At 66.8% G+C, this 13,255-nt stretch carries 7 protein-coding genes; 4 read left to right on the top strand and 3 right to left on the bottom strand.

Annotated features, from left to right (window positions below; genetic code table 11):
* Positions 1–2: 2 nt before the first annotated feature.
* Positions 3–1,325 (bottom strand): aspartate aminotransferase family protein, encoded by a 1,323-nt coding sequence (locus ACN0S5_RS17500; RefSeq protein ID WP_417210029.1) that lies wholly within the window; start codon positions 1,323–1,325, stop codon positions 3–5.
* 320 nt (positions 1,326–1,645) lie between these two features.
* On the opposite strand from ACN0S5_RS17500, the gene ACN0S5_RS17495 reads away from it, so the two are divergent.
* From ACN0S5_RS17495 to ACN0S5_RS17480, 4 genes are all read left to right on the top strand, one after another.
* A complete protein-coding gene (locus tag ACN0S5_RS17495; protein ID WP_417210028.1) occupies positions 1,646–2,515 on the top strand; it encodes a MurR/RpiR family transcriptional regulator in 870 nt (289 codons plus the stop codon).
* 34 nt (positions 2,516–2,549) lie between these two features.
* Positions 2,550–3,515 carry a TAXI family TRAP transporter solute-binding subunit gene (locus ACN0S5_RS17490; protein WP_417210027.1) on the top strand — a complete coding sequence of 322 codons (966 nt, stop codon included), beginning with the start codon at positions 2,550–2,552 and terminating at the stop codon, positions 3,513–3,515.
* Between the two features lie 235 nt (positions 3,516–3,750).
* Positions 3,751–6,375 carry a TRAP transporter permease gene (locus ACN0S5_RS17485; protein ID WP_417210026.1) on the top strand — a complete coding sequence of 875 codons (2,625 nt, stop codon included), beginning with the start codon at positions 3,751–3,753 and terminating at the stop codon, positions 6,373–6,375.
* A gap of 21 nt (positions 6,376–6,396) precedes the next feature.
* On the top strand, positions 6,397–6,816 hold the full coding sequence (locus ACN0S5_RS17480) for a universal stress protein (RefSeq protein ID WP_417210025.1): 420 nt from the start codon (positions 6,397–6,399) through the stop codon (positions 6,814–6,816).
* Positions 6,817–7,199: 383 nt separating this feature from the next.
* Here ACN0S5_RS17480 and ACN0S5_RS17475 read toward each other — a convergent pair whose 3' ends face one another.
* Positions 7,200–11,261, bottom strand: coding sequence for a translocation/assembly module TamB domain-containing protein (locus ACN0S5_RS17475; RefSeq protein ID WP_417210024.1), 4,062 nt, complete (start codon positions 11,259–11,261; stop codon positions 7,200–7,202).
* Complete coding sequence (locus ACN0S5_RS17470) at positions 11,261–13,144, bottom strand: autotransporter assembly complex protein TamA (RefSeq protein ID WP_417210023.1); 1,884 nt, start codon at positions 13,142–13,144, stop codon at positions 11,261–11,263. Before ACN0S5_RS17470 ends, ACN0S5_RS17475 begins: the two co-directional genes overlap by 1 nt.
* Between the last annotated feature and the right edge of the window lie 111 nt (positions 13,145–13,255).

The raw sequence follows: 13,255 nt of genomic DNA, 5'->3' as shown, positions 1-13,255 counted from the left end.
CGCTACAGACCGACCGCCACAAAGGCGCGGGCCAGCTTGTCCACCAGTTCCTGCGCCTGATCCTCGGTCAGGATAAACGGCGGGGCCAGCAGCACATGCGCGCCGTCCTTGCCGTCGATGGTGCCGCCGCCGGGATAACAGATCAGCCCCTCGGAAAAACCCGCCGCCTTGATCTGGGCATGGATCTTGCGGCCCGCGTCGATGGGGGCCTTGCTGTCGCGGTCCTGCACCAGTTCCAGCCCCAGAAACAGCCCGCGCCCACGAATGTCGCCGACATGCGGGTGCTGGCCAAAGCGGTCCTCCAGCAAGCCGCGCAGCACCGCGCCCATGGGCGCCACGCGCCCCACCAGATCATCGCCCACCAGCCGGTCCAGCACCGCGCCCGCCGCCGCACAGGCCACCGGGTGGCCGACATAGGTGTGGCCGTGCTGGAAAAAGCCGCTGCCACCGGCGATCACCTCATGCATCGCCTCGGTACACAGCATCGCGCCAATCGGTTGATACCCCGCGCCCAAGCCTTTGGCCACGCACAGGATATCCGGCGCAACCCCGTCCTGCTCGCAGGCGAACAGCGTGCCGGTGCGGCCCATGCCGCACATCACCTCGTCAAGGATCATCAGGATGCCGTGGCGGTCACAGATTTCGCGAATGCGGCGGAAATATCCCGCCACCGGCGGCACCGCGCCCAGCGTCGCGCCGACCACCGGCTCTGCCACAAAAGCCATGACATTCTCCGGCCCGACGCGGGTGATCTCAGCCTCGATTTCGGCGATCAGCCGGTCGCAATAGGCCGCTTCGCTTTCGCCGTCTTGTTGACCGCGATAGGCATAGCAGGGCGCGACGTGGCTGACCTCCATCAACAGCGGCGCAAAAGGCGCGCGCCGCAATGCATTGCCGCCGGTGGCCAGCGCGCCCAGCGTGTTGCCGTGATAGCTCTGCCGCCGCGCGATGATGCGGGCGCGGCCTGTGTCGCCGCGTTCCAGATGGTACTGACGCGCCAGTTTCAGCGCCGCCTCCATCGCCTCGGACCCGCCAGAGACCAGATAGGCCCGGTTCAGCGCGCCGGGCGCCAACGCGGTCAGCCGCGCGGCCAGCGCCTCGGCGGGGGCGGAGGTGAAAAACCCGGTATGGGCAAAGGCCACCTCCTCCAACTGGCGCTGGATGGCCTGCGTCACATGGGCGTCGCCGTGGCCCAGACAGGACACCGCCGCCCCGCCGGAGCCGTCCAGATAGGCCTTGCCGGTGGTGTCGTACAGATACGCGCCCTCGCCCCGGCTGACCGTGGGCGGAACATGGGTGCTGCTGCGGTGAAAGACATGGGTCATGCGGGTGAATACCTTGTGGGGTGCGGGGCGTGTGGGTCGGCGGGATGCGCCGCCAGCGCGGCCCGGAACCGGGCGGACTTGTCCGCTGTGCTGTCGGGTGCGCGGCCCACAGGACCGACGCGGTGCCGATCCGCCCCGTTCGGGGCCTCCGACAGGCAGGGGCACAAAGGCAGGGATCGCGGGGGAAACGCCATGGCGCGGTTGCTTTTCTCGACGCACCGCTGACCTTGCGGCAGCGTCCAATGAAACACATGTTTCCCATGTTGACAAGATTTAAAACATATGAAACACCTTGAAACAGTAGGTTTTCCGGGGGGAAGATGCCGGTAGAGCGTCTGGAGACACGCATTGCCCGCCGTTACGGCGGGCTCAGCCACAAACTGCGGGAGGCGGCGGACTATGTCATCGCCCACCCGGTCGAGGTGGCGACGCGATCCTTGCGGTCAATCTCGGCGTCCAGCAGCGTCTCGCCCGCCACCTTTTCACGGCTGGCCCGCGCGCTGGAGTTCGACAGCTACGAATCCCTGCGCGAGCTGTCGCGGCAGGTGGTTGGCGCGCAGATCGTGACCTTCTCCGAAAAAGCGGCGCAATTGCGTGCCTCCGGCGAAGGGGACGGTGAGGCCGCCATGCTCGACCGGCAGGTCGGGGCCTGCATGGCCAATCTCGCGGCCCTGACGCAAGAGATCGACCGGAGCCAGTTGCAGACGGCGGTGGACCGGCTGGCGCAGGCGCGCCGGGTGATGCTGTTCGGCGCGTTTGCCTCACACGGGGTGGCGGAACATGTCGCCTATCTGACCAACTACATTCAGGCCGACTGGACGGTGGTGTCGCACTCCGGCACCCCGCTGGCCGCCAGTCTGGAAACCCTGTGTCCAGAGGATGTCTTTCTGGTGATCACCAAGACGCCCTATGCCCGCCGCGCCGTTCTGGCGACCCGCATGGCGCGCGAACAGGGCGCGACCACAGTTGTTCTGACCGACCGCCACGCCTGCCCGGCGTTGATGCATGCCGACATCGGATTTTGCGTGCCGTCGGACAGCCCGCAGTTCTTTTCATCTTACGTAGCGACACTTGCCTTGATGGAAACTTTGGTTGCGATGCTCGTCTCGCAATCCCAAGATGACGTCAGCGAAAAGATTCGCTTGGTAGAGGAAAGAAACGAACGTCTGGGCGATTTCTGGGCGGACTGACACCTCAATCAACAAAACCGACAGGAGAGTAAGTATGTTTATCAAAGGAAAACTTGCAGCCATGGCGGCCGTGGGTGTGGCGCTCACCGCACCGATGGCCTCGGCGCAAGAGTTCATCTCGATCGGCACCGGCGGCGTGACCGGCGTGTACTATCCCACCGGCGGAGCGATCTGCCGTCTGGTGAACAAGTCGCGCAAGGAGCATGGCATTCGCTGCGCCGTGGAATCCACCGGCGGGTCCGTCTACAACATCAACACCATCAAGGCAGGTGAACTGGAATTCGGCGTCGCCCAGTCTGACTGGCAGTACCATGCCTACAACGGCACCTCGACCTTCTCGGACAACCCCTTCCCGGAAATCCGCGCGGTGTTCTCTGTCCACCCCGAGCCGTTCACCCTGATCGTGCGCGCCGACAGCGGCATCGAAAGCTTTGAGGGCCTCGAAGGCAAGCGCGTGAACATCGGCAACGCCGGCTCCGGCCAGCGCGCCACGATGGAAGTGGTCATGGAGGCCTTCGGCTTTACCATGGACAGCTTTGCACTGGCGACCGAGTACAAAGGCTCGGAAATGGCCAAGCAACTGTGCGACGGCAATATCGACGCGATGATCTACACCATCGGTCACCCCGCCGCCGCCATCAAGGAGGCCGCGACCACCTGTGACGTCAAACTGGTCGACGTCGTGGGCGAGCCGATCGACAAGCTGGTTGCCGACAACCCCTACTACCGTGTCGCGACCATCCCCGGCGGCATGTACACCGGCACCGATGAAGACGTGACCACCTTTGGTGTGGGCGCGACCTTTGTCACCTCCGCCGACGTGTCCGAGGACGTGGTCTATGTGGTCGCCAAGGCGGTGATGGAAAACATCGAGGATTTCCGTCAGCTGCACCCGGCGTTCGAAAACCTCGACCCGGCGCAGATGGTCAAGGACGGCCTGTCGGCCCCGCTGCATGACGGCGCGGCCAAGGCCTACAAGGAACTGGGCCTGATCGAATAAGGATCGCCCGACATGCGGCGGCGGGAGATGCCCGCCGCCGCATTTCCTTTGGGCGATCAAATATCTTCGAAGATATTTGCAGACGCAGTCCCTGCGTCTTTTGGCACCCGGTGGCCGCGGTCTGACCGATTATCGTGCAAACCGCCGCTTTCACCCCGCGCCACCAAATGTCTTCGAAGACATTTGCAGGGCTTTGACGCAGCCTTGCCCAAGAAAAACAAACCAGGGGGACACCATGGCCGAGACTAAGGCACAGGACCGCAGCGCCGACGATATGGTCGCAGAGGCCGATACCGGCGCGCGCAATCCGTCGGCCGCATGGCAGGCAAAACTGATCATCGGCACCTGTATCGTCTGGTCGCTGTTCCAGCTTTACATCGCCTCGAAGGTGCCCAGCATTCTGGCCACCTCCACCGGCATCGGCTTTTTCGCCAATATCGTGGCGCAGTCGCGGTACGTGCACCTTGCCTTTGCGATCATGCTGGCGACGTTGGCCTTTCCGCTGACCAAATCCGCCCCGCGTGACCGTATCCCGGCCTATGACTGGGCGCTACTGGTGCTGGGCGTGGCGGCCTGTCTGTACCTTGTGGTCTTCCGCTTTCAGATCGCCGACCGTCCGGGGCTGTGGAGCACGTCGGACATCGTCATGTCCGCCGTCGGCATGTCCGTGCTGATGGTCTCGGTCTACCGCTCTCTGGGTCTGCCGCTGGTGGTCATCGCCTCCTGTTTCATCCTCTTCGCCTTCTTTGGCGGCTATTCCGAATGGGCCCGCAATATCACCAACTACGGCGGCGCCTCACTGTCCAAGGCGCTGGGCCACTACTGGATGCAGACCGAAGGCGTGTTTGGCGTGGCCCTTGGCGTCTCTGCCGACATGATCTTTTTGTTTGTGCTGTTCGGCGCGCTGCTGGACCGCGCGGGTGGCGGCAACTGGTTCATCAAGGTGGCCATCGCCCTTCTGGGCGCGCTGCGCGGCGGACCGGCCAAGGCGTCGGTCCTGTCGTCGATGCTGACCGGCATGATCTCCGGCTCGTCCATCGCCAACACCGTGACCACCGGCACCTTCACCATTCCGCTGATGAAACGCATCGGCTTTCCGGCGGAAAAGGCCGGCGCGGTCGAGGTGGCGTCCTCCACCAACGGCCAGCTGACCCCGCCGGTCATGGGGGCCGCGGCCTTCCTGATGGTGGAATACGTCAATATTCCCTACATCGACGTGGTCAAACACGCCTTCCTGCCAGCGGTAATTTCCTACATCGCGCTGCTCTATATCGTGCACCTTGAATCGCTCAAGATGGGGCTGAAGGGACTGGAAAAGCCCGGTCGCAAGATCGGCGTGCTGATGATCCTGATCCTGTTCCTGTCGGGCTTTATCTTCCTTGGCATCTGCGCCTTCCTGATGATCGGTCTGCGCGGCATCCTTGACCCGATCATGGGCGACTCGATCTATGCCGCCGTGGCGCTGATCGGGGTGCTCTACGTGGCGCTTGTGTCACTGTCCGCGCGCTATCCCGACATCGAAGAGGACACGGACACCGACGCCGCGCCCATCGCGCCGCGCCTGACACCAACCCTGATCGGGGGCCTGTATTTCTCGATCCCGATTTTCATCCTCGTGTGGAACCTGATGGTGCGCACCGAAAGCCTTGACCGGCTGTCCCCGGCGCTGTCGGCCTTCTGGGCCACCATCTTCATGATCATCATCGCGCTGACGCACCGCCCGCTAAAGGCGTTCTTTCGCGGCGAGGGCCACGCGGCAGAACTGGTCGCGGGCTGGCGTGATTTCGTCAACGGGCTGATCCTTGGCGCGCGCAACATGATCGGTATCGGTGTGGCCACCGGGGCCGCCGGTATCATCGTCGGCACCATTTCCCTGACCGGCGCGCATCAGGTCATCGGTCAGGTGATCGAGGTGATCTCTGGCGGCAACCTGATCATCCTGCTGGTGCTTGTCGCGGTGCTGTCGCTGATCCTTGGCATGGGCCTGCCCACCACCGCCAACTACATCGTCGTCAGCTCTCTCATGGCGCCGGTCATCGTCAGCGTCGGCGCGCAGTCGGGCCTGATCGTGCCGCTGATCGCGGTGCATATGTTCGTGTTCTACTTCGGCATTCTCGCGGATGACACGCCCCCCGTGGGCCTAGCGGCCTATGCGGCGGCGGCGATCAGCCGGGGCGACCCGATCAAGACCGGCATTCAGGGCTTTGCCTATGACATCCGCACCGCGCTGCTGCCCTTCCTGTTCATCTTCAACACCGACCTGCTGCTGATCGACGTGGGGCTGTTCAAGGCGATCTTCGTGTTCTTCATATCGCTGACCGCAATGCTGCTCTTTGCCGCCGCGACACAGGGCTATTTCATCGCCAAATCGAGGATGTGGGAAACCGGCGTGCTGCTGCTGATCGCCTTCATGCTGTTCCGACCGGGCTATTTCCTGGATCAGGTGACAGAGAAATATGTCACCGCCCAGGGCCCCGCCGCGCTGACACTGATCGAGGAAACCGATCCGGGCAAGGACGTGCGGATCACCGTCGAAGGGCCGGACTTCGACACCGCCAAGGTGCGCCCGGTCACGGTCCTGCTGCCTGCCGCCGGTGCGTCGACCCTGTCGGACCAAAGCCTGTCGGTGTTCGAGGAGGACGGCAAACTGCTGCTGGACGAACCCTTTGGCGGCCCCGAGGTGATCCAGCCACTGGGTGGCACAGAGTTCGACTATTACGGCGACAGCCCGGTGACCATCACCCGCGTCGAGGTAGAGGCGGATCGCATCCCCAAGGAGATCTTCTTTCTCCCGGCGCTGCTGCTGCTGGCCGGCATCGTGCTGGTCCAGCGCCGCCGCGCCACGCAAGCGCCGTTCTGACCCAACGCAAGGAGAGACAAGATGTATGGCAAGATCCTTCTGGCGGTTGATATGAACGACACCGCAGGCTCCGCCCGCGTGGCGGAATACGGGGCGGCACTGGCGCGGATGTGCGACGCCGAGGTCCATGTGATCAGCGTGGTGCCCAACATGGGCTTCGCGCTGGTGGGCTCCGCCTTTGGCGGAGACTTCGCCGGCACAATGATGGAGGAAACGCGCGTCGCCCTGCACAAATGGGTCGACGAGGTACTGGGGATCGCGGCACATCTGCACATCGATCAGGGCACGGTCTACGACAAGATCATCCGCACCGCCGAAGCCATCGACGCCGAGGCGATTGTGGTCGGGGCCCATCGCCCGGAACTGCGTGACTATCTGGTCGGCCCCAATGCCGCCCGTGTGGTCCGCCACGCAAGACAATCGGTGCTGGTGGTGCGCTGACAGGCGCATCCCCCCGTCCCGCCACCAAGTGGCTGTTCCCCGGAGCCGTCTCTCGCTTGATGCCGAAAAGAGCCGGGCGTCAGGGCCGCGCAAGGGGGCGCAGCCCCGCGCCTTTGCGCGGCCTGCCCTTGCGCGGCGCTGGCGGCTGGTTCAGGCAGCAAAAAAGCGAGGGATGGCTGCGGGGAACAGCCACGGGCCTGTTCGCGGGTGAGTCTTGAAGTGGCGACCCGCGCCGCAAGGCGCGCTTGCCGCCGGGGACGGTGGGCGGGGCGACGTCGCAGCCGCAGGCTGCGTCGAGCGCCGTCCCCGGTCCCCGGCCCAAATTCCCGGCCCAAATTTCCGGCCCAAAAACGCGGGCCCAAAATTCCGGTCAGTAATCCCGCTCAGTAATCGCGCTCAAAGAACACGCCGATCCCGCTGGTGCCATCGGACCCCAACCTCCCGCGCACGGTCACGTTTGGGTTCACCGTCAGGTTCAGGTTGATCTCGCTGGCGCCTTTGGCGTCCACGGTCACGTCGCTGTACAGGTTTTCCCCCAGATAAGCCCCCGCGCGGGCCTCGATGGTGCCATCGTCGGCGGTGCCGATGTCCAGTTCCGACACCCCCAGCCCGCTGCGCAGCGATTCCGTCAGGCCCAGCCCGCCGCGTCCCGACAGGGTGCGCACGGCAGAGGCAAGCTGCACCGCCTGCAATGCCGACAGTTCCGTCACCGAGCGGCCAAACAGGAAGAACGACAGCGCCTCGTCCTGCGGCAGTTCCGGCACCGAGCCGACCACCAGCTCCGGCGAAGAGGCCGGTCCCTCGATGGTGATGGTGATGTCGGTGTCCTCGACCCGCGTGGTGGCGACAAAGCGCACAACCGGGTCAAAGCTGCCGCGCAGCGCCACAGAGCCTTCGGTCAGGTCCAGCCGTCGGCCCAGCAGGTCCAGACGGCCCCGGATCAGGTCGAACTGCCCCACCGGCACGATGTCCGACGTGGTGCCGCGCAGGCGCAGCGTGCCGCCCAGTTCCGCGTCCAGCCCGCGACCACGCACAAAGATTCGGTTGACCGCCCGCACCGTCAGGTCCAGCGGAAAACTGACGGCGGGGCCGCGGGCCGCGCCGGCCTCTCCGTCCAGACCGGCGAATTTCAGCGTCAGCGCCACATCCTGCGGCATGCCCTGATGGCGCAGCCCGTCCAGCGCCGCATAGCTGGCGCCGATGTTGGGGATACGCGCCTCCACCGTGCCCAGATCCACCACCCCGCCGATCCGCGCGCCGCCGGTCAGCGGGCCGTCGATGCGAACCTCGCCGTTGGCGGTGGTCTCGAACAAGTCGGGCTGGCGCACCACCGCGTCGCGCAGGCGCAACACCAGCGCCCCGTCGAACGGCGGGCTCAGCGTCACCGGCCCCTCCAGCGCAACCCGTCCGCCGCTGTCCAGCGCGCCGGTGACCGACAGTTGCGCCCGGCCCCCCGACAGGCGCACCTGCCCGCCAAGATCGTTCAGGATGATGTTGAGCGCGGGCGCGGCAAAGCGCGCGCCATTGGTCGCAATCACGCCCGACAGAGCCGACAGTTGCGGCGGGCCGTTCAGGCCCAGATCAAAGGTGACGATGCCGTTGACCACCTGCGGGGCCAGCCGACCGTTGGCCAGCGCCAGCGGCGCGGAGCCGTTCAGGTTCAGATCGAACCGGCTGAAATCCTCGGCCGCCGTGCCGCTCACCCGCGCGCCGATGCCGCCCGGTCCGGTGCCGTCCAGCGCCAGCCGCCAAGGCCCGCCATCGCGCCGCGCGCTGCCGGTGACCTGCGCCGATCCCGGCAGATCGGGCACCAGAGCGCCCAGATTGGCCAGCGCGACCACAAGGTTCAGATCGGCGGCGGCCCCCGGCCCGTAGCTGCCGGTCACGCGCGCGTCGATGCCGCTGGCGTCCAGCATCGCCTCGCTGATGCGATACGCGCCGTTTTCCTGCCGCGCCACGGTCAGGTCCAGCCGGGTATTGCCCGTCAGCAGCGGGTCCACCGTGCTCTGGCCGATGCCCAGCCCCTGCCCGCGCACCACCGCCGACAGGTCCAGCGGGCCTTTCAGCACCCCGCCCGAGGCCTGCGCGTCGATCTGCGCCGCCCCGCGCAGGGACAGGCCGGTCAGCCGCGACAGCGGGGCCAGCGAGGCCATGTCCGCCGTCAGCCGCCCGTCCACCTTGGGGCCTTGCAAGCCACCGGGCGTCACCGTGCCGGTGAATGTCGCATCCACCACCCCGTTCAGGGTCAGCGGGTCAAAGGTGATCGGCCCATTGGCGGTGCGCGCGGCCTTGACGCTCAGCGCGCTGCGTCCCGCCAGCAGCGGGTCGATCTGGGGCAGCCCAAGGCGCAGGTCCGTGGTGCGGCCTTCGGCGGCGACCGAAAAGGCGCTGCCGTCGATGCGGCCCTCGCCGGTGACGGTCAGGTCGGCAGCGCCATTCAACGGCTGCCCGGCCAGATCGGAAAAGGCCGACAGCCGCGAGATCGCCGCCTCCAGCCGCCCCGACGCCTTGGGCACATCGGTCCCGAAATCCACCGTGCCCGCGTAGATCAGCCGCCCCGCCTCGGCCAGCGCGCCATTGGCCTCCAGCGTCCAGAGATCGCCGTTCTGATCGGCCTTGAGGTCCAGCGTGGTGGGTCCCGACAGGTCCGGCAGGACCAGCGCGGTCTCGCGGATGCGGGCCTCTGCCCGCAGGCTGCTGGCCCCGGTAACCAGCCTGCCGCTGCCCTCGATCCGTGCCTCTGGCGTGACCAGCAACAGACGGTCGGCGCGCAGGCCCGCCTCATCGCGGACCGCCTCCAGTTGCAGGCTGCCGACCCCGGCAATCAGCGGATCGACCTGCGCAATGCCGGTGGCCAGCCCCTGCGTGGTGCCATCAAGGCCAAGGTCGAAACCGCCGGTGACGGGCCGCACCTCACCCTTGATCGACAGTTGCGCAGCGCCGCGCAGGGCGATGCCGGACAGCGCGGCAAAGCGCGACAGGTCCTCAGCCGACAGCCGCACGTCCGGCGTCACCACCGGGTTCAGGGTTTCAGCCTCGCCCACGGTGACGGCACCGGTCAGGCCATAGTCGGCCCCCGACAGATCCAGCGCGCTCAGCACCAGCGGCGCACCCGGTTGCCAGTCAAAGTCAAAGCGGCCGCGCAGGCCGGTGCCCACCGCCTCGGCCAGTGCCTGTTCCGACAGCGCCAGCCCCCCGGCGGCCAGCCGCAGCCCACCGGTCACGCGCGACGCGGCGCGATCGATCTCACCCGCGCCGTTCAGCACCAGCCGGTCGGCGCGGCCCGCATCGGTGGTGATGCCGGTGGTCTCAAGGTTCAGCGTCCAGCCGTTGCCGGCACCGGCGTCAAAACCGCCCTCCAGCGTCGCGCCGGCGACATAGATCTTTTGGCCCGGCAGCGGCAGCAGCACCAGTTCGCCCTCGGGCGGCACAATCTGCCCCGACAGCGCCAGCCGCTGCGGCCAGCCGTCGCCCGCGATGGCGGCAGAGCCGGTCAGCCGCAGCGCATCGGCGCGCAGGTTCAACTGGTCCAGCGCAATCGCCCCGTCGGCGCGGCGGGTCGCATCGGCCCGCAGGCGGATGTCATCCCCCAGAAACTCGCGGTAGGCGGGGGCCAGCATCGGGGCAAGGTCGCCGCCGATGTCCAGCGACACCTGCTGCGTGTCCGCATCGCCATTGGCGCGCAGCACGATGTCGCCCGCCAGTCGTTCGACCCCGTCGGTGGCCAGCACCAGTTCGGCGGCGAAATCGTCGATCGGTGCCTCGCCTTTCAGGCTGAGCGCCACCGACGGCTCCCCCGGCAGGCCCAGCATCCGCGCCGCCAGCCCGCCCGCCGGTTCCTCAAACGCGGTGTCGATCCGCAGCACACGGCTGGCGTTGCTGTAGGCCCCCGCCAGCCGCAGGCTGCCCCCGGCGTCCAGCCGGTCGATGGTCAGGGTGGCATCGCCCTCGCCGCCGGAAAGCTGCGCATTGCCCTGCACCCGCAGCACCAGATCCTCGGTCGCCACCGGCGCGCCCAGCACGACCTCTTGCAGGTCCAGATCCGCCAGCCGCAGCGACACCGGCAGTTCCGGCAGTTTGAACGCGCTGCGCGCCTCGGGTGAGGGCGGCGCGTCAGAGGCCAGCGGCACCGGCAAGCGCGGCATCTCGATCCGGCCCACGGTGATCTCATCGATCTCGACCGCGCCGCGCACCAGCGCGGTGCGGGTCCAGATCATCGCCACGTCGCTGGCGGTCAGCCAGACGCCGTCCTCATCGGAAATGATGATCCGGTCGATGGTGGCGCGCGAACTCAGCGCCCCGGCAAAGCCTTCGATCCGCACCTCGCGGCCCGCGTCGGACAGCGCGTCCTCCAGCAGACCCTGAATATAGCCGCGATCGTCCTGTTGCGCGACCAGCGTCACCGGCCAGAGAACCAGCACCAAGAAAACTCGTAAAAAACGCATCAGAATGCCTGCCCGATCCCGATATAAATCTGTACGCCCTCGCCGGTGTCACCGGCCACGGGCCCGGCCACGTCAAAGCGGATCGGCCCCACCGGGGTGGCATAGCGAATGCCCAGACCCGCGCCCGCGTGCCAGTCGCCGCTGCCGTCCGGAAAGCTTTCGGCCCCGACATAGCCCGCGTCGGCAAAACCCACGACGCCGATGCTGTCGGTCACATCCACCCGCACCTCTGTCGACAGGCCCACAAAGCTGCGCCCGCCCAGACGGGTGCCGGAATAGTCCACGTCCAGCGATTGATACGGCTGGCCGCGCACGGTGCCGCCACCGCCGGAATACAGCAGAAAGTCGGGCGGCGCGTCGGCGGCCTCTGGCCCAAACATCCCGGCCACCTGCAAGCGACCGGCCAGCACCACGGATTCAGCGGCGCCAAAGGCGCGGTAACCGCGGATGTCAAAGGCATAGCGCCCGCCGCTTTCGCCCCGGTTGACGATGGCGAACGGCTCCAGCTCGGCGCGCAGATACAGCCCCTCTGTCGGGTCCAGCTTGTCGTCGCGGCGGTCGATGGTGACCGCCGTGGGCAGCGACAGGATCGTCAGCAGGCGCGTCGGATCGCCCGGCAGATAGAGATCGGTGATGTTCGACCGGCTGTAGGAAATGCCCACCTCGCCGGAGACCTGTTTGGAGAACGCCCGCGTCACGCCAAGGCCGAAATTGAAACTGCGGTCGATGTAATCCGGCTCATCGTCATAGCTGAGACCGGTGGTGGCAAAAAACATCGTATCCGGCCCGTAGACCGCCGGTTTCTCGAACCGCGCGGTGAGATCGTAGTCCGGTTTCATCCCCGCCCCGCCCAGTTGCGAGGCCTCGCCCTCCACCCGGAACCGCTCGGCCCCGCCGAAAAGGTTCCGGTGTAGCCAGAACCCCGACAGCATCACGCCCTCGGAGGTGGACAGTTCCGCGCCAAAGCCAAAGCGGCGCGGCTTGCGGTCGGTGACGTCGATCAGGATATCCAGCGTGTCGTCCGGCCCGCCCTCATCGGCCTCTGTCACGGTGACGGACCGGAAGGTGCCGGTGGCGCGCAGCCGCTGCGCCGCATCCTCGACCGCGACCGGATCAAAGGTTTCGCCGCGCGGCACCCCGGCGATCTGGCGGATGCGCGCCTCGCGCACCGCGCTGTCCGATGTCACCTGCACGTCGCCGAAACGGAACTGACGGCCCCGCGCCACGGCCAGCGCCACGTCCAGCTTGGCCGCGGCATGGCGGGCGGTGATGCTCTGGTCGGCGATCTCGGCCTTGGCGTACCCCGCCGCGCGCCAGCCCTCTATCGCTGCCTGCGCGGTGTCGCGGACCACGGTGGCCTGCGCCGGTGCGCCGGGGGCGAATCCTTCGGGCAGCGGGGCCCGTTTGTTGACGGGCGCGACCTTGGCCTCACCAAAGGTAAAGCGTGCGCCGGGTTCGACCCGCACCCGTACCTTGTTGATCTGCTTGGGGGCGGAAAACGGCGGAATGGTCGCCGCCTCTTGTCCGTCCAGCGTGATCCGCACCACGGCTGAATAATAGCCCTGCGCATACAGCGCCTCGACCAGACGCGCGTAATCGCCCTGTGCGGCGGCCAGCACGTCCTGCGGGGCCTTGTCGCCGTCTTTCTCAAGCTGCGCCAGAATGGAGGCCGCGCGCAGACTGTCCTCAAGCGTATCCCTGTCAGGCCCGATGATCTTGAAGCCGAGACTGTCAAAGCTCTGCGCGGGGAAAGGCAGAGTGAGGCAAACGCCTGTCAGAACGGCAAAAACCGTGCCGCGCAACAAGGTGGCGGCGCGCGGGGTGCCCCGCGCGGTCCGGCGGCACCTGACGGCCCGCGAGGGTATATCTAGCCCTGTTTTCATGGTTCCACCCTATAAGATGTGACGCGGGCGCAAAGAGGCAAATTACAAAGGTGAGTCACAATCACGCGGGTTTCGGCGGGGAGTTGCCGTGGTGCCGCCGGACACGCGGAT

This window comes from Antarctobacter sp. (genome assembly GCF_048262615.1).
Classification (GTDB): Bacteria; Pseudomonadota; Alphaproteobacteria; order Rhodobacterales; family Rhodobacteraceae; genus Antarctobacter.
This window is presented reverse-complemented; position numbering and strand designations above follow the sequence as displayed.